Genomic DNA, 22,944 nt, shown 5'->3' on the forward strand with positions numbered 1-22,944 from the left:
GCTGCCTTTTGCAATTGTCCTAATCCAATCGACAGGGGCTGTCACTACCGGCAAGGTCAAATCCGGTACGCTGCGGAAGGAGCGCCTTGGGCGCCATCGATGATATACGGTTCGGCGCGCGGTTTGGTTACAGCCTATTCCATCACAGCCGAACACAAAAAATTGGCTTCTCGTCGGCGAGATTCAAGGCATAGACATTAATCCGAACATGCGGGCGGTGCGTTTAAGAACTATATTCAAGAAATCCGCCCTGGAGGTTTCGACATGCCAAGCTACCGCCCCCCGAAGATCGCCTCGTCGGAGATCACGCCACGCCAGATCTATATGCGCCGCCGGGAATTCCTCGGTGCTGCAACGCTCGGCGCCATGGCGCTTTATGGCGCCGGCAAGGCGAGCGCGGCCGCCCTTTCGGCCGTCGAGAGCAAGTATAAGGTCGACGAGAAGCCGACGCCGCTCAAGGACGTCACCACCTACAACAATTTTTATGAGTTCGGCCTCGACAAGGGCGATCCCGCAGCGAATTCCGGCGACTTCAAGCCGCGGCCCTGGACGGTCAAGGTCGACGGCATGGTCAACAAACCCGGCACCTTCGACCTCGAAGCGCTGATGAAGGAATTCCCGATCGAGGAGCGCACCTATCGGATGCGCTGCGTCGAAGCCTGGTCGATGGTCATTCCCTGGGACGGCTTTCCGCTGGCATCGCTGCTCGGCAAGGTGGAGCCGCTCGGCAGCGCCAAATACGTCGCCTTCGAAACCGTCGTGCGGCCGGACGAGATGGCGGGACAGAAGGGTTTCTTCCAGTCGCTCGACTGGCCCTATGTCGAAGGCCTGCGGCTCGACGAAGCGCGCCATCCGCTGACGCTGCTTGCCGTCGGCCTCTATGGCGAAACGCTGCCGAACCAGAACGGCGCGCCGATCCGCCTGGTCGTGCCGTGGAAATACGGCTTCAAGGGCATCAAGTCGATCGTCAGGATCACCCTTACCGACCAGCAGCCGAAGAACACCTGGCAGGTGACCAATCCGCAGGAATACGGCTTCTACGCCAACGTCAATCCAGCCGTCGACCATCCGCGCTGGAGCCAGGCGAGCGAGAGGCGCATTGGCGAAAGCGGCTTCTTCGGCGCGAGCCGCCGCCCCACCCTGCCCTTCAACGGTTATGCCGACGAGGTGGCGAGCCTTTATGCCGGTATGGACCTGAAGGCGAATTTCTGATGGCAGAATTGTCGCTCGCCATCCCGAAACGTTGGCAACCCGCCTCCGTCTGGCTGCTTTATGTCGCGGGCCTCCTGCCGGCCGCCTGGACCTTCTATCTCGGCGCGACCGATCAGCTCGGCGCCGACCCTGTCAAGACCTTCGAGCTCTTCCTCGGCATCTGGACGATCCGCTTCCTGATCGCGACACTTGCCGTCTCGCCTGCCCGCGAGCTGTTCGGCTGGAATTATCTGCGCTACCGTCGCGCGCTCGGCCTTTTGACCTTCTACTACGCGCTGATGCACTTTGCCGTCTATATGGTGCTCGACCAGGCGATGGATGTCCAGGCAGTCATCAACGACGTGCTGAAGCGCCCTTTCATCATGTTCGGCATGGCAGCGCTTGCCATGCTCGTTCCCCTGGCGGTGACATCCAATAACTTCTCGATCCGCCGTCTCGGTGTGAACTGGAACCGGCTGCATCGCCTGGCCTACATCATCGCCGCCTGCGGAGCGCTGCACTTCGCGCTTTCGACCAAGATCCTCGACCTCGAACAATATATCTATGTCGGGCTGATGATTGCCCTTATCCTTTACCGCTCCTGGCGGCCGATCGCCCGCAGCCGGAAGAAAGCACAAGGAGGGTCGCGCGGACGGCCCGTGGGCTCACCAGCTTCGCGCCAATCGGTTTAACGCCGCTCAGGCGAAGATGGCCTGTGTGCGGGATCAAAAGCATAGGCCGCAGCTATCCCGATCGCGTAGGCCAAGATATTCCAGGGCGAGAAGACGCGCCCAAGCAGTAAGGCTCCGGCGGTCGTCAGTCGAAATGCATCGAGCCCGGGTGTGTGGTAGAGCCGGAAGAATTCCACGCAGATGGCAACCGCCAGCGCTAACGCTGCAATTCCTGCGGGCGGCATTCTTGCTGTGAGAGCTGTAACGGCAAGCGCCAGCAGGACATAAACCATGGATCCCCAAAGCAGCGATCCACCATATTTGACGAGGAAGAAGGGTAGACCGGCTGCATAGCCGAAGCGTCTCAGCGTCAAACCAAAAACAATGATGAGCAGCAGGGCTGCGAAGCGTCTGGCTTGAATGCGACCGAGCATATGTCGAACGACGCCTTTCACGCTGCGACTGTCGGCTGATTGATCATCGCCTCGATATTGTAACCGTCGGGATCCAGTACGAAGCAGGCGTAATGATCGGGGGCGTATTCCGGGCGTGGGCCGGGAGCGCCGTTATCCCTGGTGCCGGCTTCGAGTGCGGCGTGATGGAAGGCATCGACCTCGGCCTTGCTGCGCGCCCTGAAAGCGACGTGAATCCGAGTCAGATGCGGCGGGCTATCCGCCTGCTGGATCTCGAACAGGCAGCCATTGCCGATATCGAAGGCCCAGATGACGTTCTCGTTGCCGAAGGTAAGCCGGTAACCCAGGGGTAAGAACGCCTTTTCGTAGAAGAGCTTGCTCTTCGACAAATCACCCACCGCGACGGTTATGTGGTCGATCATGGCGCTGCTCATTCATCAAAAATGCCGGCACAAACGAAAAAGCCGGGCACAAGGCCCGGCTTTCCAGCTTTCCGAAAGTGGAAAATCTTAGGCAGCGACGGCCTGCTCTTCGGCAGCGACGCGGGCCTTGTCGGCCGCGCCCTTGGCAAAGGTGTCGCGATCAACGAATTCGACCACGGCCATGGCGGCATTGTCGCCCTGGCGGAAGCCGGCCTTCATGATGCGCAGGTAACCGCCGTTGCGGGTGGCGTAACGCGTTGCGATCGTGTCGAACAGCTTCGAAACGACGGCGGCGTCACGGATCTGCGAAATCGCCTGACGGCGAGCGTGCAGGTCGCCGCGCTTGCCGAGCGTGACGAGCTTCTCGACGATCGGGCGGATTTCCTTGGCCTTCGGCAGGGTCGTGACGATCTGCTCGTGGGTAATCAGCGAAGCCGCCATGTTGGCGAACATCGCCTTGCGGTGGCTTGCAGTTCTATTCAGCTTGCGGCCGGCTTTACCATGGCGCATTGCTATTCTCCTTTAATGCAGGTGCCCTTACACTAAGTGGGCCTGCCGTTTCCTGGCACATGCAGGCGATCGGCCTGCTGTTTGACGGGGAAAGGCAGTCGAAAGAGCCTGCCTTTTGTTTTCTCAATATTGGTCTTCGTAACGCTTGGCGAGATCTTCGATGTTCTCGGGCGGCCATGCCGGCACTTCCATGCCGAGGTGCAGGCCCATGGAAGCGAGAACTTCCTTGATTTCGTTCAGCGACTTGCGACCAAAATTCGGTGTGCGGAGCATTTCTGCTTCGGTCTTCTGAATGAGGTCGCCGATGTAGACGATGTTGTCGTTCTTCAGGCAGTTTGCCGAACGGACCGACAGTTCGAGTTCGTCCACCTTCTTCAGGAGAGCCGGGTTGAAAGCGAGTTCGGCGACTGCTTCCTCTTCGGTTTCCTTCTGCGGCTCGTCGAAGTTGACGAAGACGCCAAGCTGATCCTGGAGGATGCGCGCCGCGAAAGCGACGGCGTCTTCGCCGGAGATCGAGCCATCGGTTTCGATGGTCATGTTCAGCTTGTCGTAGTCGAGAACCTGTCCTTCACGGGTGTTTTCAACCTTGTAGGACACCTTCTTGACCGGCGAATAAAGGCTGTCGACCGGGATGAGACCGATCGGAGCATCTTCCGCACGATTGCGTTCGGCCGGAACGTAGCCCTTGCCGTTGTTGACGGTGAATTCCATGCGGATTTCGGCGCCCTCGTCGAGCGTGCAGATCACATGCTCGGGGTTGAGGATTTCGATATCGCCGACCGTCTGGATGTCACCAGCCGTAACAACGCCCGGGCCCTGCTTGCGCACGACCATGCGCTTTGCGTCGTCGCCATCCATCTTGATGGCGATTTCCTTGATGTTGAGCACGATGTCCGTGACGTCTTCGCGGACGCCCGGAATCGAGGAGAATTCATGCAGCACGCCGTCGATCTGCACCGCCGTGACGGCGGCACCGCGCAGCGACGAGAGCAGAACGCGGCGCAGCGCGTTGCCTAGGGTGAGGCCGAAGCCGCGCTCCAGCGGTTCGGCAACGAGCGTCGCCCTGGTGCGCGAGCTCGAGGAGAACTCCACCTTATTCGGCTTGATCAGTTCCTGCCAGTTCTTCTGAATCATGAGTTTGCCTTCCGTTCGTTGCCACCATCCAATCGTGGCAACCGAGCTTGAAAACCACCGGGAGCGCGAAGGCGCTCACCGGTGACGATAGCGATGATCAGACGCGGCGCTTCTTGCGCGGACGGCAGCCATTGTGCGGGATCGGTGTCACGTCACGGATGGACGTGATCATGAAACCCGCGGCCTGGAGCGCGCGCAGAGCCGATTCACGACCCGAACCCGGACCGCAGACTTCGACTTCCAGCGACTTCATGCCGTGCTCCTGGGCCTTCTTGGCGCAATCTTCGGCAGCGATCTGGGCGGCGAACGGGGTCGACTTGCGCGAGCCCTTGAAGCCCTTGGCGCCAGCCGACGACCAGGCGATTGCATTGCCCTGCGCATCGGTGATGGTGATCATCGTGTTGTTGAAGGTCGAGTTGACGTGAGCGACACCCGACGAGATATTCTTGCGCTCGCGACGGCGAACGCGGACGGCTTCCTTAGCCATGCTATTCCTTTCGTTGATCTCTTCACCGCCGTAATACCAGCGGCTACACCGGAACGGCGCCTATATGGTCCCGCTCCAAACTCAAAAGAGGCCGGCGCAGACCGCCAGCCCCCTCATCCCGGTTTCCCGGAAATTACTTCTTCTTGCCAGCGATTGCCTTTGCCGGACCCTTGCGGGTGCGGGCATTGGTGTGCGTGCGCTGACCGCGGACCGGAAGGCCGCGGCGATGACGCAGGCCGCGATAGCAGCCGAGGTCCATCAGGCGCTTGATGTTCATCGCGGTATCGCGACGAAGATCACCCTCGACCTGATAGTCGCGGTCGATGGCTTCGCGGATCTGAAGGACTTCGGCGTCCGTCAGCTGATGCACACGACGTTCCGCCGGGATACCGACCTTCTCGACGATTTCCTGTGCGAATTTCGGACCGATCCCGTGAATGTAGGTCAGCGCGATAACAACGCGCTTTGCAGTCGGGATGTTGACGCCAGCGATACGTGCCACGCCTGTTCTCCTTGCATTCCAGTTGCCATCCGGCAAGTGGGCTTCGTTATGCGGTCTTTGGAACCGCTCGTTCAGATTTACGTCCGCAACATGTCAAAACGACCGCACCCGGACTTCCCTGGGAAATCCGCGCCGATCGCATGGAATGTCGCGAGTTGGCGCGGTGTTTAGCGGAATCAGTGCTGAAAAGCAACCGCTCCGCCAAGTTTATTTTCAAAGCCTTAAAGCTTGGAAAGAATGGATTCGACCTCGGCTGTCACATGGTCGATCTCCGCCATGCCGTCGACGGACTTGAGTTTGCCCTTGGCATAGTAGTAGCCGATCAGCGGCGAGGTTTCCTTGTAGTAGACCTCGAGACGCTTGATCATCGTCTCGGCGTTGTCGTCAGGACGACGCTTGAAGTGAGTCGAACCGCACTTGTCACACACGCCTTCCTCAACCGGAACCTTGTCCGTGTCATGATAGACAGTGCCGCACTGAGCGCAGGTGTAACGGCCATCAACGCGGCGGACGAGTTCCTGGTCGTCGACGCGAAACTCGATAACCACCGAAAGGTCGAGTCCCTTAGCTTTGAGCATCGCCTCGGTGGCGTCCGCCTGGACCAACGTCCTCGGAAAGCCATCGAGAATGAAGCCGTTGGCGCAATCGGGCTGATCGATTCGCTCGGAAACTATGGCGATGACGATATCATCCGAGACAAGCTTGCCGGCGTCCATGACGGCCTTCGCCCGCTTCCCCACTTCCGTACCGGCATTGACCGCCGCACGCAGCATATCGCCCGTGGAAAGCTGCGGAATGCCGTGCTTTTCCACGATCCGCTGGGCTTGGGTTCCCTTACCCGCGCCCGGCGGCCCCAAAAGGATAAGTCTCATCGCCCCCTCTTTCCTCCACGCAACTTCGATTTCTTGATCAGGCCTTCGTATTGCTGCGCGATCAGGTGACCCTGGATCTGTGCAACCGTATCAAGAGTTACGCTAACCACGATCAAAAGCGAAGTCCCACCAAGGGATAATGGAATGCCGGTTTGCGACACCAATATCTCCGGAAGGATGCAGACGAAGACGAGATAGATCGCGCCGATCACCGTAATGCGGGTCAGCACGTAGTCGATATATTCGGCTGTGCGCTCACCCGGACGGATGCCGGGAATGAAGCCGCCGTGCTTCTTCAGATTGTCGGCCGTATCCTTCGGATTGAAGACGATGGCCGTGTAGAAGAAGGCGAAGAAGGCGATCAGCGCCGCATAGAGCACCATATAGAGCGGCTGACCATGACCGAGCGCCGCAACGATCGACGTTGCCCAGGCCGGCATTGCGGTGGTGCTGGCAAAGCCGGCGACCGTTGCCGGCAGCAGCAGCAGCGATGACGCGAAAATCGCCGGGATGACGCCCGAGGTGTTGAGCTTCAGCGGCAGATGCGACGTATCGCCCTGGAACATGCGGTTGCCGACCTGGCGCTTCGGATACTGGATTAGCAGCCGGCGCTGCGCACGTTCGACGAAGACGATAACGCCGATGACGCCGATTGCGACGAGAATGACGAGCAGGATCACCGGCGTCGACAGCGCGCCGGTTCGGCCGAGTTCGAGCGTGCCCGCCAGAGCCGTGGGAAGACCGGCGGCGATGCCGGCGAAGATGATCAGCGAAATGCCGTTGCCGATGCCGCGCGAGGTGATCTGCTCGCCGAGCCACATCAGGAACATCGTGCCGCCGAGCAGCGTCAGGACGGTGGATAGACGGAAGAACCAGCCCGGGTCGACGACGAGGCCCTGGCCGCTCTCAAGGCCGGCGGCAATGCCATAGGCCTGCAGTGCGCCGAGAATGACGGTGCCATAGCGGGTATACTGGTTGATGATCTTGCGGCCCTGCTCGCCTTCCTTCTTCAGGTTTTCGAGCGTCGGCACGACCGAGGTCATGAGCTGCACGATGATCGAGGCGGAGATATAGGGCATGATTCCCAGCGCGAAGATCGCCATACGCTGAACGGCGCCGCCCGAGAACATGTTGAAAAGGCCAAGAATGCCGCCTGCCTGGCCGCGGAAAGCCTGGGCATAGGCTTCGGGATTGAGGCCCGGAAGCGGAATATGCGTGCCGAGCCTGTAGACGAGGAGAGCTGCCAGTGTGAACCACAAGCGCTTCTTCAAATCCTCGGCTTTGGCAAAGGTCGAAAAATTGAGGTTGGATGCCAATTGTTCCGCTGCAGAAGCCATGCGATTCTCCGCGCTACCAATTCCGGCCGTCTCTGGGGGATAGGCCGGCCCCGGAATCAGTATGAAAATTATTCAAAACCGGGCTTGGAACGGATTGCAGCGCAACCCCATGCCTCACCCTTGTTTTCCAGTCTTACCGGCGTGACGCGAGCGCGCCAGCCGATATTTTGTGAGGCCCACATATGGGAGCAAAATCGCCCGGTGTGAAGCACCCCGGGCGACATATCATCAGATTATTATTCGGCTGCAACAGGAGCCGAAAGCAGCGTCACGCTGCCGCCGGCCTTTTCGATCTTCTCGACGGCAGGCTTGGAAGCGCCTGCGACGACGATGGTGATCTTGGCCTTGAGTTCGCCGTCGGCGAGAACGCGAACGCCGTCCTTGGCGCGGCGGATGACGCCGGCAGCCTTGAGGGAGGCTGCGTCAACGGTGGCCTTCGCATCGAGCTTGCCGGCGTCGATCGCGGCCTGGATGCGGGCGAGCGACACGACGACGAAGTCGGAAGCGAAGATATTGTTGAAGCCGCGCTTCGGCAGGCGACGATAGATGGGCATCTGGCCGCCTTCGAAGCCGTTGATAGCGACGCCGGAACGGGACTTCTGACCCTTCACACCGCGACCACCGGTCTTGCCCGAGCCCGAGCCGATACCGCGGCCGAGGCGCTTGCGGCTGTGGGTCGAGCCTTCGTTGTCCTTGATTTCATTGAGTTTCATGAGCGTTTCCTCCGTCTCACTTCTCGTCGACGACGCGAACGAGATGCTGGACAGCACGGATCATGCCACGAACCGAAGGAGTATCCTCCAGCGTGCGGCGACGGTGCATCTTGTTCAGTCCGAGACCGATCAGCGTGCGCTGCTGGACGTCCGGACGGCGAATCGGGCTGCCGATCTGTTCGATCGTGACAGTCTTCGCTTCAGCCTTCTTGGTAGCCTTGGCCATTGGTCAGCTCCTCTTATTCTTCAGAGGCGTTGCCGGAGGCGCTACGACGAGCCTGCAGCGTTGCATACTTGATGCCGCGCTGAGCTGCGATGTCCTTCGGGTGAACCTGGTGCTTCAGAGCGTCGAAGGTGGCGCGAACCATGTTGTAGGGGTTCGACGAACCGGTCGACTTGGCGACGACGTCGTGCATGCCGAGCGTTTCGAAAACGGCGCGCATCGGACCGCCGGCGATGATGCCGGTACCGACCTTGGCCGAGCGCAGCAGAACCTTGCCGGCGCCGTGGCGGCCATGAACGTCGTGATGCAGCGTACGGCCGTCACGCAGCGGTACGAAGATCAGCTCGCGCTTGGCGGCTTCGGTGGCCTTGCGGATGGCTTCCGGCACTTCGCGCGCCTTGCCATGGCCGAAGCCGACTCGGCCCTTCTGGTCGCCGACGACGACGAGTGCTGCGAAACCAAAACGACGGCCGCCCTTGACGACCTTGGCGACGCGGTTGATCGCGACAAGCTTGTCGACGAATTCGCTATCGCGCTCTTCACGGCTCTGGCGGTCTTCCCGCTGCGGCCTTCTTTCCTGTGCCATTGTCCTCTTCCTTTTTCTTTTCCGGGTGCAATCGGCAAAAAAATGAGGACCGCATCAGCCTCCCCTTTCTTGATGGGTGCCTGGCGATCCGGCGAAAATCCGGCCGGCGCAAAAGCGTCCGGCCGGAAACTGATCAGAAGGTGAGACCGCCTTCGCGGGCCGCTTCGGCGAGAGCCTTGATGCGGCCGTGATAGATGAAGGCGCCACGGTCGAACACGACTTCCGACACGCCGGCCTTGGAGGCGCGCTCGGCGACGAGCTTGCCCACTGCAGCAGCGGCGGCGGTATCGGCACCGGTCTTCAGAGAACCGCGCAGATCCTTGTCGAGCGTGGAGGCGGACGCAAGCGTCTTGCCGGCCACATCATCGATGATCTGGGCATAGATGTTCTTCGAGGAGCGATGAACCGACAGGCGCGGACGGCCGTTGGCCACCGACTTGATATGACGGCGCACGCGGTTGGCACGACGTGCAAGTGCTTCTTTCCTGCTAGCCATTTCGCGTGATCCTTACTTCTTCTTGCCTTCTTTGCGGACGATCCGCTCGTCGGCATACTTGACGCCCTTGCCCTTGTAGGGCTCGGGACCGCGGTATTCGCGGATTTCGGCGGCAACCTGGCCGACCTGCTGCTTGTTGATGCCGCTGACGACGATCTCCGTCGGCTTCGGCACAGCGATCGAGATACCGACCGGCGGTTCGTAGACCACGTCGTGGCTGAAACCGAGGGCCAGTTGCAGGTTCTTGCCCTGCATGGCGGCGCGGTAACCGACGCCGTTGATTTCAAGCTTGCGCTCGAAACCTTCCTTGACGCCCTTGAAGATGCCTTCGATCATCGTGCGGGACATGCCCCACTTTGAGCGGGCATTCTTGGACTGGTTCAGCGGCGTCACGACGACCGCGTTGTTTTCGAGCTTGAGGCTGATTTCGTCATTCGCGACGAAGAACAGCTCGCCCTTCGGGCCCTTTGCAGTAACCTTCTGGCCATCGACCGTAGCCGTGATTCCAGCAGGCACCTGAACGGGCTTTTTACCGATACGAGACATGTTTCAATCCTGTCTGTTCGCTATGGAGATCCCTGCCCTGTCTTAGAAGACCGAGCAAAGAACCTCGCCACCAACGTTCTGTTCGCGAGCTTGGTGATCGGCCATCACACCCTTCGGAGTCGAAAGGATGGTGATGCCGAGGCCGTTCGCGACCTGCGGAATGGACTTGACCGAGACATAAACCCGGCGGCCCGGCTTGGACACACGGCCGATCTCGCGGATCACCGATGCGCCTTCATAGTATTTCAGCTCGATGTTGAGCTCCGACTTGCCATTGCCGAAATCGACAACGGAATAGCCACGGATGTAGCCTTCGGACTGCAGGACATCGAGAACACGCGCACGGAGCTTGGACGCAGGCGTCGAGACCGACGACTTGCGGCGGGAAGCGCCGTTGCGGATACGGGTGAGCATATCGCCCAACGGATCAGTCATTGTCATCTAACCTGCTCCTTACCAGCTCGACTTGACGATGCCCGGCACCTTGCCGAGATTGCCGAGTTCACGCAGCGCAATACGCGACATGCGCAGTTTGCGGTAATATGCGCGCGGACGCCCCGACACTTCGCAACGGTTGCGAATGCGGGTCTTCGATCCATCACGCGGCAGGGATGCCAGCTTGATCGAGGCCTTGAACCGCTCTTCGATCGGAAGAGCCTGGTTCATGATGATCGCCTTCAACGCAGCCCGCTTAGCGGCCTGGTTGGCGACCGTAGTACGGCGGCGCTTGTTCTTTTCAACTGCGCTTGTCTTCGCCATGTCAGGTTCCTTTTCTACGCTCGTCGTTACGGTTATTGACGGAACGGGAAGCTGAACTCCTTCAGGAGAGTCCGTGCTTCGTCGTCGGTCGTCGCCGTCGTGCAAACGATGATGTCCATGCCCCACATCTGATCAACCTTGTCGTAGTTGATCTCAGGGAACACAATGTGTTCCTTGATGCCCATGGCGAAGTTGCCACGGCCGTCAAAGCTCTTCGGGTTCAGGCCGCGGAAGTCGCGAACGCGCGGGAGCGCGATGTTGACCAGACGATCCAGGAACTCGTACATGCGGGTGCCGCGCAGGGTGACCTTCGCGCCAATCGGCATGTTTTCGCGGACCTTGAAGCCTGCGATAGAGTTGCGTGCGCGGGTGATGACCGGCTTCTGACCGGCGATCGCTGCGAGGTCGGCGGCAGCAACCGTCGGCTTCTTCGAGTCAGCGGTCGCTTCACCGACGCCCATGTTGATTACGATCTTGTCGAGCTTCGGAATCATCATCTCGTTGGCGTAGGAGAACTTCTCCTGCATCGCCTTGCGGATGCGCTCGACATATTCCTTCTTGAGCCGCGGCTCGTACTTTGCCTCAGCCATCGATCACTTCTCCAGAACGCTTGGCCACGCGGACCTTCTTGCCGTCAACGACCTTGAAACCGACGCGGGTCGGCTTGCCGTCCTTGTCGACGATTGCAATGTTGGACAGGTGAACCGGGGCTTCCTTGTTGATGATGCCGGCTTCCTGGGTCTGCGTCTGGCGCTGGTGGCGCTTTACGACGTTGACGCCACGAACGACCGCACGATCTTCCTTCGGCATGACCTGAACGACCTCGCCGGTGCGGCCCTTGTCCTTGCCAGCGAGCATGACGACCTTGTCGCCTTTACGAATCTTCTGCATCGCTTCCGCTCCTTACAGTACTTCGGGAGCCAGCGAGATGATCTTCATGTGGTTCTTGGCGCGAAGTTCGCGCGGAACCGGTCCGAAGATACGGGTGCCGATCGGCTCTTTCTTGTTGTCGATGAGGACTGCTGCGTTGGTGTCGAAGCGGATGACCGAGCCATCCGGACGACGGATGTCCTTGGCGGTGCGAACGACAACCGCCTTCATCACGTCACCCTTCTTCACGCGGCCGCGCGGGATCGCTTCCTTGATCGAAACGACGATGACGTCGCCGATCGAGGCATACTTGCGCTTCGAGCCGCCCAGCACCTTGATGCACATGACACGACGTGCGCCGGAATTATCCGCGACGTCGAGGTTTGTTTGCATCTGAATCATATCAGGTCGCCTTCTTGGTTTACCGGAATGGTTGGGCCTGGGCCCCCTACTCCGGCTTATGAAAATGTTCGCCGGCCAACCTGCCGTTAGGCAAGTAGGAACGCGGCAATAGCTGAATAGCGCGGGGTCGATCGTGCCAGGGTGGTTTCCCGAACGGGACCTTCCGTGCGCTCAAAGCAAAAGAACGCCCGGCATTCGAGCGTTCTGACGCTGCTTCATACAGATATTTCGGCGAGACGCAAGGCCTCGCGCAAAATTCTGTTTACTTGCCCTGGGCGGCGATCACCGTCCAACGCTTGTCCTTGGAGATCGGCGCGCATTCCTCGATGGATACGGTGTCGCCGATCTTGTACTGGTTGTTTTCGTCGTGGGCCTTGTACTTCTTGGAACGACGAACGGTCTTCTGGAGCAGCGGGTGAGCGAAACGACGCTCGACGCGAACCACTACCGTCTTCTCGTTCTTGTCGCCAACGACGACGCCCTGCAGGATGCGCTTCGGCATATTTTTCTTCCTTTAGGCCTTAACTTCTGCCGCCTTCTGGCGGGCAATGGTTTTGACGCGGGCGATGTCCTTGCGGACTTCGTTGATGCGCGAGGACTTTTCGAGCTGGCCGGTCGCCTTCTGGAAGCGCAGGTTGAACTGCTCCTTCTTCAGCTTGGCAAGCTCGTCCTTGAGTTGGTCGGCGGTCAACGCGCGAACATCTGAGGCTTTCATGAGCTCAATCCTTACTCTGCAATGCGCTGTACGAAGCGCGTCTTGACCGAGAGCTTGGCAGAGCCGAGACGAAGCGCCTCACGGGCGATCTCTTCGCTGACGCCGTCGATCTCGAACATCATACGACCGGGCTTGACCTTGCATGCCCAGTACTCAACGGAGCCCTTACCCTTACCCATGCGGACTTCGGTCGGCTTTGCGGTTACCGGAACGTCCGGGAACACGCGGATCCATACACGGCCGGCGCGCTTCATGTAACGCGTGATCGCGCGGCGGGCCGCTTCGATCTCGCGTGCGTTGACGCGGTTGGGCTCCTGAGCCTTCAGGCCGAATTCGCCGAAGGCAAGGTCAGAACCGCCCTTGGCGACGCCCTTGATGCGGCCCTTGAACTGCTTGCGGTACTTAGTACGCTTTGGCTGCAACATTTTCTTACTTCTCCGAGCTTATCTTTCGCCAGCGCTAATTACGCGTTGTCGCGTTCGCGGCGACGATCGCCACGGTCGCGTTCGCGGCTTGCCGGACCCTGTGCGTCGCCTTCCAGCGCGCGACGTTCGGAAGCCATCGGATCGTGCTCAAGGATTTCGCCCTTGAAGATCCAGACCTTGATGCCGCAGATACCGAATGCGGTTTCTGCTTCTGCCGTGCCGTAGTCGATGTCGGCGCGCAGCGTGTGCAGCGGCACACGACCTTCACGGTACCATTCCGTACGGGCGATTTCCGCACCGCCGAGACGGCCAGCGCAGGTGATCTTGATGCCTTCGGCGCCAAGACGCATCGCGGACTGAACGGCGCGCTTCATGGCGCGGCGGAAAGCCACGCGGCGCTCAAGCTGCTGGGCAATCGACTGAGCGACCAGCGTTGCGTCGATTTCGGGCTTGCGCACTTCGACGATGTTGAGGTGCGTTTCCGAGTTGGTCATATCGGACAGCTTCTTGCGGAGCTTGTCGATATCGGCGCCCTTGCGGCCGATGATCAGGCCCGGACGGGCTGAGTGGATCGTGACGCGGCACTTCTTGTGCGGACGCTCGATGACCACCTTGGAGATCCCGGCCTGCTTCAGTTCGCTCATGACGAACTTGCGCATTTTCAGATCTTCGTGCAGCAGCTGGCCGTACTCGGCATTGTCCGCGAACCAGCGGCTATCCCAGGTACGGTTGATGCCGAGACGGAAACCGATCGGATTAATTTTCTGACCCATTATGCGGCCTCCTCTGCTGCCTGCACTTCACGAACGACGATCGTCAGGTGCGCGAAGGGCTTTTCGATGCGCGACGCACGACCGCGGCCACGAGCGTGGAAGCGCTTCATGACGATCGACTTGCCGACATAGGCCTCGGCGACGACGAGAGCGTCGACGTCGAGATCGTGGTTGTTCTCGGCGTTGGCGATCGCGGATTCGAGCGTCTTTTTGACGGCGCCCGCGATGCGCTTGCGGGAGAACTCCAGCTCAGCGAGTGCACGCTCGACCTTCTTGCCGCGGATGGCCGCAGCAACCAGGTTGAGCTTCTGGGGGCTGACGCGGAGCGTGCGGGCGACTGCTTGCGCCTCGTTGTCCTTCAGCCGGCGTTCGGCTTTTGCCTTGCCCATTGTTACTTCCTCTTCGCCTTCTTGTCCGCGCCGTGACCGTAGTAGGTGCGGGTCGGAGAGAATTCACCGAATTTGTGGCCGACCATGTCTTCATTGACGCTGACCGGGATATGCTTGCTGCCGTTGTAGACGCCGAAGGTAAGACCGACGAACTGCGGCAGGATCGTGGAGCGACGGCTCCAGATCTTGATCACTTCTGCACGTCCGCCTTCACGAACCTTCTCAGCCTTCTTGAGAAGATAGCCGTCAACGAACGGACCTTTCCATACTGAACGAGCCATTGGAGACTTCCTCTCTTACTTCTTACGCTGATGACGCGAGCGCATGATCATCTTGTCGGTCGACTTGTTCGACCGGGTGCGCTTGCCCTTGGTCGGCTTGCCCCATGGTGTCACCGGATGGCGACCACCGGAGGTGCGGCCTTCACCACCGCCGTGCGGATGGTCGACCGGGTTCATGACAACACCGCGGTTATGCGGACGCTTGCCGCGCCAAACGGTACGACCGGCCTTGCCGTCGTTGATGTTGGCGTGGTCCGGGTTCGACACGGCACCGATCGAAGCGAGGCAGATGCCGCTGACCAGACGCTGTTCACCGGAGTTCAGGCGAAGGATCGCCATGCCCTGGTCACGGCCGACGAGCTGCGCGTAGGAACCGGCGGAACGGGCGATCTGACCGCCCTTGCCCGGCTTCATTTCCACGTTGTGGATGATGGAGCCGACCGGAATGTACTGCAGCGGCATGGTGTTGCCGGGCTTGACGTCGACAGCCTTTTCCGAAGCGATGACCTTGTCGCCGGCAGCAAGACGTTGCGGGGCGATGATGTAGGCCTGTTCGCCGTCGGCATAGCTGACCAGCGCGATGAAAGCCGTGCGGTTCGGGTCGTATTCGATACGCTCGACCGTGCCTTCGACATCGAACTTGCGACGCTTGAAGTCGACCAGACGGTAGCTGCGCTTGTGACCGCCGCCGATGAAGCGGGCAGTAATGCGGCCGAGGTTGTTACGACCGCCGCTCTTACTCAGACCTTCCGTCAGCGCCTTGACCGGCTTGCCCTTGTAGAGCGAGGAGCGGTCCACGATGACCAGCTGACGCTGGCTCGGGGTCGTCGGATTGAATGTTTTCAATGCCATTTTCTTATTCCTCAGAGACCGGTGGAGACGTCGATCGTCTGGCCTTCAGCCAGCGTCACGACAGCCTTCTTCACGTCCTTCTGCTTGCCGACAAAACCGCGGAACCGCTTGGTCTTGCCTTTGCGCAGCAGAGTGTTGACGGCCGTGACCTTGACGCCGAACAGCGCCTCGACCGCAGCCTTGATTTCCGGCTTCGTCGCCTGCTTGGCGACATTGAAAACAACCTGGTTGTTCTCGGAGACCAGCGTGGACTTTTCGGTGATCGCCGGGGAGACGATCACATCGTAGTGGCGGAGATCGGTCACTTGAATCGCTCCTCTAGCGCTTCAACCGCAGCCTTGGAAAGCACGAGCTTGCCGCGGCGCACGATGTCGTAAACATTGATGCCCTGGATCGGCAGAACATCGATGTTCGGGATGTTCTGAGCTGCAAGCTTGAAGTTGCCGTCAAGCTCTGCGCCGCCGATGAAGAGGGCGTTGGTCAGGCCGAGCGTCTCGAATACGGACGCGAGAGCCTTGGTCTTGGCTTCGGCGGCGACCAGGTTATCGATGACGATGACGTCATCGGCCTTGATCTTGGCCGAAAGGGCGTGGCGAAGGCCAAGCGCGCGAACCTTCTTCGGAAGGTCGTGCTCGTGGCTGCGGACTACAGGACCGTGGGCCTTGCCGCCGCCGCGGAACTGCGGAGCGCGAGCCGAATGGTGACGGGCGCGGCCCGTACCCTTCTGCTTGTACATCTTGGCGCCGGTGCGCGAAACTTCAGCGCGGCCTTTTGCCTTGTGCGTGCCCTGCTGCTTCTTGGCAAGCTGCCAGCGGATGACGCGGGCGAGAATGTCTTCGCGGGGCTCGAGGCCGAAAATTTCGTCCGAAAGGGAAACCTTCCCGGCGTCTTTTCCCTCGAGGGTCTTGACGTTCAATTCCATTGATCTGGCTCCCTTACTTCGCGGCCGACTTGACGGCGTCGCGCACGATGATCCAGGCACCCTTGGAACCGGGAACAGCACCCTTGATCAGGATCAGACCACGATCTTCGTCGGTCGAAACCACTTCCAGGTTCTGCGTCGTGACGCGCGTCTGGCCCATGTGACCAGCCATCTTCTTGTTCTTGAAAACCTTGCCCGGATCCTGGCGCGAGCCGGTCGAACCGTGCGAGCGGTGCGAGACCGACACACCGTGCGTGGCACGCAGACCGCCGAAACCGTGGCGCTTCATGGCGCCGGCAAAACCCTTACCGATCGTCGTGCCCGTTACGTCGACGAGCTGACCGGCGGCAAAGTGACCTGCCTTGAGCTCCGTGCCGATCTCGAGCAGATTGTCTTCCGAGACGCGGAATTCTGCGAGCTTGGCCTTCGGCTCGACGTTGGCGACGGCAAAGTTGCCGCGCATCGCCTTCGACGTGTTCTTCACCTTCGCCTGGCCTGCACCAAGCTGAACTGCGGTATAGCCATTCTTTTCGACAGTGCGCGTGGCAACGACCTGGCAGCCGTCCATACGCAGTACCGTTACCGGGACATGCTCGCCGGCGTCGTTGTAGACGCGGGTCATTCCCACCTTCTGTGCAATCACACCTGAACGCATCGGTTCAATCCTTCCAACTCAGCTCGAGCAAGCTCAGAGCTTGATCTCAACATCGACACCGGCGGCGAGATCGAGCTTCATCAGCGCGTCCACCGTCTGCGGGGTCGGGTCTACGATGTCGAGAAGGCGCTTGTGCGTGCGCATCTCGAACTGTTCGCGGCTCTTCTTGTCGATGTGCGGGGACCGGTTGACCGTAAACTTCTCGATGCGGGTCGGAAGCGGAACGGGGCCCCGGACGCTTGCACCGGTGCGCTTCGCCGTCGACACGATCTCGCGCGTAGAAGCATCGAGAATCCGGTGATCGAACGCCTTCAGGCGAATGCGGATATTTTGGCCGTTCATTCGACGTTATCCTTGTGTTTGTTTCCCACATGTCTCTGGGCAAGACACGGGTTGTTCTTTCTTCCTAAGGCGGACCACCGGTTTCAAAGATCGAGAGGGTGCCGAAGCGGAACCCTATCCAGTCTTCAGGGCCTCTAGCCCACCTTAATTGGTTTTTTAGTCGCCGCTTCGTCATCCGAAGCAGTACGCAAATCGCGCTCGCGCGCCATTTGCGATATTTCTGTGTAATAAGCAAGCGGCTTGCGCCGCCTGCTTCATAATAATGTCATCGAATCGGCCACTCCACCGGAGCGGCCGAAGGAATTACTCGACGATCGAGGCGACGATACCGGCGCCGACGGTGCGGCCGCCTTCGCGGATGGCGAAGCGCAGCTTTTCTTCCATCGCGATCGGAACGATCAGCTCGACGGCAACCGTGACATTGTCGCCCGGCATGACCATTTCCGTGCCTTCCGGCAGCGTGACGATGCCGGTCACGTCGGTCGTGCGGAAGTAGAACTGCGGACGGTAGTTGGTGAAGAACGGCGTATGACGGCCGCCCTCTTCCTTCGTCAGGATGTAGGCTTCAGCCATGAACTTCTTGTGCGGCTTGACCGAACCCGGCTTGCACAGGATCTGGCCACGCTCGACGCCGTCACGGTTCACACCGCGAACCAGTGCGCCGATGTTGTCGCCGGCCTGGCCCTGGTCGAGCAGCTTGCGGAACATTTCAACGCCGGTCACCGTCGTCTTCGAGGTCGGGCGGATGCCGACGATCTCGACTTCTTCGCCAACCTTGACAATGCCACGCTCGACGCGGCCGGTCACGACCGTGCCGCGGCCCGAGATCGAGAACACGTCTTCGATCGGCATCAGGAACGGCTGGTCGATCGGACGCTCGGGCGTCGGGATATAGGAGTCGACCGCTGCCATCAGCTCGCGGATCGCGTCTTCGCCGATCTTCTTGTCGCTATCTTCAAGAGCGGCAAGCGCCGAACCCTTGACAACAGGAATGTCGTCGCCCGGGAAGTCGTAGGACGACAGCAGTTCGCGAACTTCGAGCTCAACCAGTTCGAGCAGCTCGGCGTCATCAACCTGGTCGACCTTGTTCAGGAACACGACGATCGCCGGAACGCCGACCTGGCGGGCCAGCAGGATGTGTTCGCGCGTCTGCGGCATCGGGCCGTCAGCAGCCGAGCACACCAGGATCGCGCCGTCCATCTGGGCAGCACCGGTGATCATGTTCTTCACGTAGTCGGCATGGCCGGGGCAGTCGACGTGCGCGTAGTGGCGGTTCGGCGTCTCATATTCGACGTGCGCCGTCGAGATGGTGATGCCGCGCGCCTTCTCTTCCGGAGCCGCGTCGATCTGGTCGTACGCCTTGAACTCACCGAAGTACTTCGTGATCGCTGCCGTCAGAGACGTCTTGCCGTGGTCAACGTGGCCGATCGTGCCAATGTTGACGTGCGGCTTATTGCGCTCAAACTTACTCTTTGCCATTTTCGGCTCTCCGTTTTGCTAGTCCCGAGGGGATCTAATTCTTGTTATCGGTCAATTGGTATTCCGGTCACTTCTGACCGGAATACTTTGCCTGGATTTCAGTTGCGACGTTCGACGGGACCGGCGCATAGTGATCGAAGGTCATCGTGTACTGAGCACGGCCCTGCGACATGGAGCGCAGGTTATCTACGTACTTGAACATGTTGGCCAGCGGAACGTTGGCGCTGATGACGACCGCGATGCCACGGCTTTCCTGACCCTGGATCTGGCCACGGCGGGAGTTAAGGTCGCCGATAACGTCGCCGACGTAATCTTCCGGGGTGACGACTTCGACCTTCATCATCGGCTCGAGGAGCTGAGCGCCGGCCTTCTTGGCTGCTTCACGGAAGCAGGCGCGGGATGCGATTTCGAACGCCAGAACCGACGAGTCGACGTCGTGGAAGGCACCGTCGATGAGCGTCGCCTTGACGCCGAGCATCGGGAAGCCAGCGAGCGGACCCGAAGACAGAACGCTTTCGATGCCCTTTTGAACGCCCGGGATGTATTCCTTCGGAACCGAGCCACCGACGATCTTGGACTCGAACTTGAAATCTTCGCCTTCCGGATTCGGTTCGAAGATGATCTTGACGCGCGCGAACTGGCCGGTACCACCGGTCTGCTTCTTGTGCGTGTAGTCTTCTTCGGTCTGGCGCGTGATGGTTTCGCGGTAAGCAACCTGCGGCGCGCCCACGTTTGCTTCAACCTTGAACTCGCGGCGCATGCGGTCGACGATAATGTCGAGGTGCAGTTCGCCCATGCCGGCAATGATCGTCTGACCGGATTCCTGATCCGTCTTCACGCGGAAGGACGGATCTTCGGCAGCCAGGCGGTTGAGCGCGAGGCCCATCTTTTCCTGGTCGCCCTTGGACTTCGGCTCGATGGCGATCTGGATGACCGGCTCGGGGAATTCCATGCGCTCAAGGATAACCGGCTTCAGCGGATCGCAGAGCGTATCGCCAGTGGTGGTTTCCTTCAGGCCGGCGAGTGCAACGATGTCGCCTGCAAAGGCTTCTTCGATGTCTTCACGCGAGTTGGAGTGCATCTGCAGCATACGGCCGACGCGCTCGCGCTTGTCCTTAACCGTGTTCAGAACCGAGGAGCCCTTTTCGAGCTTGCCGGAATAGATGCGTGCGAAGGTGAGCGAACCGACGAAGGGGTCGTTCATGATCTTGAACGCCAGCATCGAAAGCGGCTCGGCGTCGTCTGCGTGACGCTCGATGTCGGCTTCGGTCTTGAAGTCGATGCCCTTGATCGCCGGAATGTCGAGCGGCGACGGCAGGTAGTCGACAACGGCGTCAAGCAGCGGCTGAACGCCCTTGTTCTTGAAGGCGGTGCCGCAGAACATCGGATGGAACTTGACGTCGATCGTGCCGCGGCGAACGAGCTCGCGGATCTTGTCGTTGTCGGGCATGTTGCCTTCGAGGTAGGCTTCCATCGCTGCTTCGTCGATCTCGACAACCGTCTCGATCAGCTTTTCGCGATATTCTTCAGCCTTGGCCTTCAGGTCTTCCGGGATTTCGACGACGTCCCACTGGGCGCCGAGCGATTCATCGCGCCAGATCAGAGCGTTCATCTCGACGAGGTCGACAACGCCCTTGAAATCGCTTTCGGCGCCGATCGGCAGCTGCATGACGACAGCGGTCGCACCGAGACGGGTCTTGATCATCTCGACCGAGCGGTAGAAGTCAGCGCCCGTCTTGTCCATCTTGTTGCAGAAGATCATGCGCGGAACGTTGTACTTCTCAGCCTGACGCCAGACGGTTTCCGTCTGCGGCTCTACGCCGGCGTTGGCATCGAGAAGAGCGATCGCACCGTCGAGAACGCGCAGCGAACGCTCGACTTCGATGGTGAAGTCGACGTGGCCGGGAGTGTCGATGATGTTGAAGCGGCGCATCTTGCCGTCACGCCCCTTCCAGAAGGTCGTGGTGGCAGCAGACGTGATCGTGATTCCGCGCTCCTGCTCCTGCTCCATCCAGTCCATGGTGGCTGCGCCGTCGTGGACCTCGCCGATCTTGTGCGACTTGCCGGTGTAGTAAAGGATACGCTCGGTGGTCGTGGTCTTGCCGGCGTCGATATGCGCCATGATACCGAAATTGCGGTAGTCTTCGATCTTATATTCGCGAGCCATTGTGGACTGCCTTTCGATACCGTTCGGAATTACCAGCGATAGTGCGAGAACGCACGGTTGGCGTCAGCCATCTTGTGCGTATCTTCGCGCTTCTTGACGGCGGAGCCGCGGTTGTTGGACGCATCGAGCAGTTCGCCGGAAAGACGATCGATCATGGTCGTTTCGTTGCGCTTGCGGGCAGCGGCGATCAGCCAGCGAATGGCGAGGGCCTGGCGGCGCTCCGGACGAACGTCGACCGGAACCTGATAGGTCGCACCACCGACGCGGCGCGAGCGGACTTCAACGTGCGGGGCAATATTGTCGAGCGCAGAATGGAAAACCGAAAGCGGCTCCTGCTTGGACTTGCCCTGAACGGCGTCGAACGCACCATAGACGATGTTTTCAGCAACGGACTTCTTGCCATCGAGCATGATGGCATTCATGAACTTGGTGACAACGAGATCGCCGAACTTCGGATCCGGATTGATCTCGCGCTTTTCTGCTTTATGACGTCTGGACATACTTTTCGTCTCTTCAACCGTTAAGGCGCTTCATCACGCGGAGGACCTCGCGCAGCGCCGGATTATTCAAAACCGAATTACTTCGGACGCTTCGCGCCATACTTGGAGCGGCGCTGCTTGCGGTTCTTGACACCCTGGGTATCGAGGACGCCGCGGATGATGTGATAACGGACACCCGGCAGGTCCTTGACGCGGCCGCCGCGGATCATCACGACGGAGTGTTCCTGAAGGTTGTGACCTTCACCGGGGATGTAACCAATGACTTCGAAGCCGTTGGTCAGGCGGATCTTGGCGACCTTACGCAGAGCCGAGTTCGGCTTCTTCGGCGTCGTCGTGTAGACGCGCGTGCAAACGCCGCGCTTCTGCGGGTTCTCCTGGAGAGCGGGAACCTTATTACGCTTTACGTTCGCCTGGCGAGGCTTGCGGATCAGCTGGTTTACGGTAGGCATTCAACCATCCCTTACGTTTATCTCAGTACCCTTGCGGGCTTGAACTCGCGCCGTCTCCGGCAATGACGCATGCTTTCGGTTCAATGCGCAAAATATGGCCCGATCCGCTTCCGCAGATGGACCACAAGGAGCAGAGGACGCATGAAATTATGCGTCATGCGTGCAGCATCATGACTTCAACGTGCGTTTAGAACCTTGTTTGAGGTGAACTTCAGGGCGCGTCGCCCCGAACAGCCAAGCCTCACATGGGATCTGATGGGCGGGGTACTACTGGTTTCCACCTCTCCCGTCAAGGCCGGTTAAGAAATAAACTCGCCGCATCGCCTTGATATGCGGGCCAGACGCCCTGTTTTCGTCCTCCTAGACGAATTCCCGGCCATGCGCCAAGATAAAAACTTGGGCATCGCAGGAAAAGCAGTTAAGGAATCAGCAATTGCGGCGTTAAGCCCTCATAGCAGGATTCGAGCGATCGAATCGACACTAAGCCGAAGGACAGGCGATGATTACGACACCGGATAACGACAACAATTTCGACGGGCCGATGATCTTCATCATCATCGGCAAAGGCTATGAGTCTGACTCCAGCGACGGCATCGACCTGCACATCATGCTGAAGGCGCCCGACGACGATACAGCCGTGCGCGAAGCCTTGAATGCCCTTGCCGAGGAAGGTTTCATCGAGGCCGATCTCGACCAGATTGGCATGCTGACCGAAGTTCCGGCCGAAGAGCCGCATGCCTCGGCCTATCAGGGCGCGGTCGACGGCGAGGTCGCGATCATCCGGTTCAACTGACCGGAGCGGCCGGCGGCGAAACCGCAGGGGCGAGCGCAGCGCCCGCCTGCAGGGCCTGCCAGACACGT

The 22,944-nt window shown here is 59.9% G+C and carries 36 protein-coding genes; 3 read left to right on the plus strand and 33 right to left on the minus strand.

The genetic code is table 11. From position 1 onward, the window contains the following. Positions 1 to 264: 264 nt before the first annotated feature. Both msrP and msrQ read left to right on the plus strand, forming a co-directional pair. Entirely contained in the window at positions 265 to 1,212 is a 948-nt protein-coding gene (gene msrP, locus PYR71_RS20680) for a protein-methionine-sulfoxide reductase catalytic subunit MsrP (RefSeq protein ID WP_275620688.1), read from the plus strand. Continuing rightward, positions 1,212 to 1,883: a protein-methionine-sulfoxide reductase heme-binding subunit MsrQ gene (gene msrQ, locus PYR71_RS20685; RefSeq protein ID WP_275620689.1), complete on the plus strand. Its 672-nt coding sequence runs from the start codon at positions 1,212 to 1,214 to the stop codon at positions 1,881 to 1,883. Before msrP ends, msrQ begins: the two co-directional genes overlap by 1 nt. Here msrQ and PYR71_RS20690 read toward each other — a convergent pair. The 33 genes from PYR71_RS20690 to rpsL form a co-directional block, all read right to left on the minus strand. Further along, the gene (locus PYR71_RS20690) at positions 1,880 to 2,296 is read right to left on the minus strand and encodes a ribosomal maturation YjgA family protein (RefSeq protein WP_275620690.1); all 417 of its coding nucleotides are present in this window, start codon (positions 2,294 to 2,296) and stop codon (positions 1,880 to 1,882) included. The two genes, msrQ and PYR71_RS20690, sit on opposite strands and share 4 nt — an antisense overlap. A gap of 17 nt (positions 2,297 to 2,313) precedes the next feature. After that, the gene (locus PYR71_RS20695; RefSeq protein WP_275620691.1) at positions 2,314 to 2,697 is read right to left on the minus strand and encodes a VOC family protein; all 384 of its coding nucleotides are present in this window, start codon (positions 2,695 to 2,697) and stop codon (positions 2,314 to 2,316) included. An 87-nt stretch (positions 2,698 to 2,784) separates the two neighbouring features. Continuing rightward, the gene (rplQ, locus tag PYR71_RS20700; protein WP_003573769.1) at positions 2,785 to 3,207 is read right to left on the minus strand and encodes a 50S ribosomal protein L17; all 423 of its coding nucleotides are present in this window, start codon (positions 3,205 to 3,207) and stop codon (positions 2,785 to 2,787) included. Between the two features lie 123 nt (positions 3,208 to 3,330). After that, positions 3,331 to 4,341 (minus strand): DNA-directed RNA polymerase subunit alpha, encoded by a 1,011-nt coding sequence (locus PYR71_RS20705; RefSeq protein ID WP_275620692.1) that lies wholly within the window; start codon positions 4,339 to 4,341, stop codon positions 3,331 to 3,333. Between the two features lie 97 nt (positions 4,342 to 4,438). Continuing rightward, on the minus strand, positions 4,439 to 4,828 hold the full coding sequence (gene rpsK, locus PYR71_RS20710) for a 30S ribosomal protein S11 (RefSeq protein ID WP_003547577.1): 390 nt from the start codon (positions 4,826 to 4,828) through the stop codon (positions 4,439 to 4,441). 133 nt (positions 4,829 to 4,961) lie between these two features. Next, positions 4,962 to 5,330 (minus strand): 30S ribosomal protein S13, encoded by a 369-nt coding sequence (rpsM, locus tag PYR71_RS20715; RefSeq protein WP_003573772.1) that lies wholly within the window; start codon positions 5,328 to 5,330, stop codon positions 4,962 to 4,964. A 221-nt stretch (positions 5,331 to 5,551) separates the two neighbouring features. After that, positions 5,552 to 6,202, minus strand: a complete 651-nt coding sequence (locus PYR71_RS20720; protein WP_275620693.1) for an adenylate kinase — start codon at positions 6,200 to 6,202, stop codon at positions 5,552 to 5,554. Next, complete coding sequence (gene secY / locus PYR71_RS20725; RefSeq protein WP_275620694.1) at positions 6,199 to 7,539, minus strand: preprotein translocase subunit SecY; 1,341 nt, start codon at positions 7,537 to 7,539, stop codon at positions 6,199 to 6,201. Before secY ends, PYR71_RS20720 begins: the two co-directional genes overlap by 4 nt. A 236-nt stretch (positions 7,540 to 7,775) precedes the next feature. After that, complete coding sequence (rplO, locus tag PYR71_RS20730) at positions 7,776 to 8,252, minus strand: 50S ribosomal protein L15 (RefSeq protein WP_168301514.1); 477 nt, start codon at positions 8,250 to 8,252, stop codon at positions 7,776 to 7,778. 16 nt (positions 8,253 to 8,268) lie between these two features. Continuing rightward, positions 8,269 to 8,478: a 50S ribosomal protein L30 gene (gene rpmD, locus PYR71_RS20735; protein WP_003547566.1), complete on the minus strand. Its 210-nt coding sequence runs from the start codon at positions 8,476 to 8,478 to the stop codon at positions 8,269 to 8,271. A gap of 13 nt (positions 8,479 to 8,491) precedes the next feature. Beyond that, positions 8,492 to 9,061 carry a 30S ribosomal protein S5 gene (gene rpsE / locus PYR71_RS20740; protein ID WP_003573784.1) on the minus strand — a complete coding sequence of 190 codons (570 nt, stop codon included), beginning with the start codon at positions 9,059 to 9,061 and terminating at the stop codon, positions 8,492 to 8,494. 133 nt (positions 9,062 to 9,194) lie between these two features. Next, positions 9,195 to 9,557, minus strand: a complete 363-nt coding sequence (rplR, locus tag PYR71_RS20745; protein WP_064682265.1) for a 50S ribosomal protein L18 — start codon at positions 9,555 to 9,557, stop codon at positions 9,195 to 9,197. Between the two features lie 12 nt (positions 9,558 to 9,569). Then, positions 9,570 to 10,103 carry a 50S ribosomal protein L6 gene (gene rplF / locus PYR71_RS20750; RefSeq protein ID WP_183914752.1) on the minus strand — a complete coding sequence of 178 codons (534 nt, stop codon included), beginning with the start codon at positions 10,101 to 10,103 and terminating at the stop codon, positions 9,570 to 9,572. 42 nt (positions 10,104 to 10,145) lie between these two features. Next, positions 10,146 to 10,544 (minus strand): 30S ribosomal protein S8, encoded by a 399-nt coding sequence (gene rpsH / locus PYR71_RS20755; RefSeq protein WP_004674934.1) that lies wholly within the window; start codon positions 10,542 to 10,544, stop codon positions 10,146 to 10,148. A 12-nt stretch (positions 10,545 to 10,556) separates the two neighbouring features. Continuing rightward, positions 10,557 to 10,862: a 30S ribosomal protein S14 gene (gene rpsN / locus PYR71_RS20760; protein WP_003573787.1), complete on the minus strand. Its 306-nt coding sequence runs from the start codon at positions 10,860 to 10,862 to the stop codon at positions 10,557 to 10,559. 32 nt (positions 10,863 to 10,894) lie between these two features. Then, positions 10,895 to 11,452: a 50S ribosomal protein L5 gene (gene rplE / locus PYR71_RS20765; protein WP_064682263.1), complete on the minus strand. Its 558-nt coding sequence runs from the start codon at positions 11,450 to 11,452 to the stop codon at positions 10,895 to 10,897. Next, complete coding sequence (rplX, locus tag PYR71_RS20770) at positions 11,445 to 11,753, minus strand: 50S ribosomal protein L24 (RefSeq protein WP_004674929.1); 309 nt, start codon at positions 11,751 to 11,753, stop codon at positions 11,445 to 11,447. The genes rplE and rplX overlap by 8 nt, the downstream gene beginning before the upstream one ends. A gap of 12 nt (positions 11,754 to 11,765) precedes the next feature. Next, positions 11,766 to 12,134 carry a 50S ribosomal protein L14 gene (rplN, locus tag PYR71_RS20775; protein WP_003573790.1) on the minus strand — a complete coding sequence of 123 codons (369 nt, stop codon included), beginning with the start codon at positions 12,132 to 12,134 and terminating at the stop codon, positions 11,766 to 11,768. 262 nt (positions 12,135 to 12,396) lie between these two features. After that, positions 12,397 to 12,636, minus strand: coding sequence for a 30S ribosomal protein S17 (gene rpsQ, locus PYR71_RS20780; protein ID WP_004674926.1), 240 nt, complete (start codon positions 12,634 to 12,636; stop codon positions 12,397 to 12,399). A gap of 12 nt (positions 12,637 to 12,648) precedes the next feature. Then, positions 12,649 to 12,849 (minus strand): 50S ribosomal protein L29, encoded by a 201-nt coding sequence (gene rpmC, locus PYR71_RS20785; protein WP_004674925.1) that lies wholly within the window; start codon positions 12,847 to 12,849, stop codon positions 12,649 to 12,651. A gap of 11 nt (positions 12,850 to 12,860) precedes the next feature. Continuing rightward, entirely contained in the window at positions 12,861 to 13,274 is a 414-nt protein-coding gene (gene rplP / locus PYR71_RS20790) for a 50S ribosomal protein L16 (RefSeq protein WP_003573792.1), read from the minus strand. 38 nt (positions 13,275 to 13,312) lie between these two features. Beyond that, positions 13,313 to 14,047 carry a 30S ribosomal protein S3 gene (gene rpsC, locus PYR71_RS20795; RefSeq protein ID WP_112572305.1) on the minus strand — a complete coding sequence of 245 codons (735 nt, stop codon included), beginning with the start codon at positions 14,045 to 14,047 and terminating at the stop codon, positions 13,313 to 13,315. Next, on the minus strand, positions 14,047 to 14,436 hold the full coding sequence (gene rplV / locus PYR71_RS20800) for a 50S ribosomal protein L22 (RefSeq protein ID WP_004674922.1): 390 nt from the start codon (positions 14,434 to 14,436) through the stop codon (positions 14,047 to 14,049). Before rplV ends, rpsC begins: the two co-directional genes overlap by 1 nt. Positions 14,437 to 14,438: 2 nt before the next feature. After that, positions 14,439 to 14,717 (minus strand): 30S ribosomal protein S19, encoded by a 279-nt coding sequence (rpsS, locus tag PYR71_RS20805; RefSeq protein WP_003573797.1) that lies wholly within the window; start codon positions 14,715 to 14,717, stop codon positions 14,439 to 14,441. A 15-nt stretch (positions 14,718 to 14,732) separates the two neighbouring features. After that, positions 14,733 to 15,569: a 50S ribosomal protein L2 gene (rplB, locus tag PYR71_RS20810; RefSeq protein WP_009986456.1), complete on the minus strand. Its 837-nt coding sequence runs from the start codon at positions 15,567 to 15,569 to the stop codon at positions 14,733 to 14,735. 11 nt (positions 15,570 to 15,580) lie between these two features. Beyond that, on the minus strand, positions 15,581 to 15,874 hold the full coding sequence (locus tag PYR71_RS20815; RefSeq protein ID WP_003547550.1) for a 50S ribosomal protein L23: 294 nt from the start codon (positions 15,872 to 15,874) through the stop codon (positions 15,581 to 15,583). Continuing rightward, entirely contained in the window at positions 15,871 to 16,491 is a 621-nt protein-coding gene (gene rplD, locus PYR71_RS20820; protein ID WP_010028977.1) for a 50S ribosomal protein L4, read from the minus strand. The genes PYR71_RS20815 and rplD overlap by 4 nt, the downstream gene beginning before the upstream one ends. 13 nt (positions 16,492 to 16,504) lie before the next feature. Further along, complete coding sequence (gene rplC / locus PYR71_RS20825) at positions 16,505 to 17,146, minus strand: 50S ribosomal protein L3 (protein ID WP_004674916.1); 642 nt, start codon at positions 17,144 to 17,146, stop codon at positions 16,505 to 16,507. Positions 17,147 to 17,179: 33 nt separating this feature from the next. Further along, the gene (gene rpsJ, locus PYR71_RS20830) at positions 17,180 to 17,488 is read right to left on the minus strand and encodes a 30S ribosomal protein S10 (RefSeq protein WP_003547547.1); all 309 of its coding nucleotides are present in this window, start codon (positions 17,486 to 17,488) and stop codon (positions 17,180 to 17,182) included. Between the two features lie 303 nt (positions 17,489 to 17,791). Further along, positions 17,792 to 18,967 carry an elongation factor Tu gene (gene tuf / locus PYR71_RS20835; RefSeq protein ID WP_004669088.1) on the minus strand — a complete coding sequence of 392 codons (1,176 nt, stop codon included), beginning with the start codon at positions 18,965 to 18,967 and terminating at the stop codon, positions 17,792 to 17,794. A gap of 67 nt (positions 18,968 to 19,034) precedes the next feature. Next, positions 19,035 to 21,134, minus strand: a complete 2,100-nt coding sequence (gene fusA, locus PYR71_RS20840) for an elongation factor G (RefSeq protein ID WP_064682261.1) — start codon at positions 21,132 to 21,134, stop codon at positions 19,035 to 19,037. Between the two features lie 29 nt (positions 21,135 to 21,163). Next, the gene (rpsG, locus tag PYR71_RS20845; RefSeq protein ID WP_004669085.1) at positions 21,164 to 21,634 is read right to left on the minus strand and encodes a 30S ribosomal protein S7; all 471 of its coding nucleotides are present in this window, start codon (positions 21,632 to 21,634) and stop codon (positions 21,164 to 21,166) included. A gap of 77 nt (positions 21,635 to 21,711) precedes the next feature. Then, the gene (rpsL, locus tag PYR71_RS20850; protein WP_003547537.1) at positions 21,712 to 22,083 is read right to left on the minus strand and encodes a 30S ribosomal protein S12; all 372 of its coding nucleotides are present in this window, start codon (positions 22,081 to 22,083) and stop codon (positions 21,712 to 21,714) included. 499 nt (positions 22,084 to 22,582) lie between these two features. Here rpsL and PYR71_RS20855 point away from each other — a divergent pair, with 499 nt between their 5' ends. Continuing rightward, positions 22,583 to 22,876 (plus strand): transcriptional regulator, encoded by a 294-nt coding sequence (locus tag PYR71_RS20855; protein ID WP_183914754.1) that lies wholly within the window; start codon positions 22,583 to 22,585, stop codon positions 22,874 to 22,876. Positions 22,877 to 22,944 lie beyond the last annotated feature (68 nt).

This window comes from Rhizobium mulingense, from assembly GCF_029194105.1.
Taxonomy (GTDB): Bacteria; Pseudomonadota; Alphaproteobacteria; order Rhizobiales; family Rhizobiaceae; genus Rhizobium; species Rhizobium mulingense.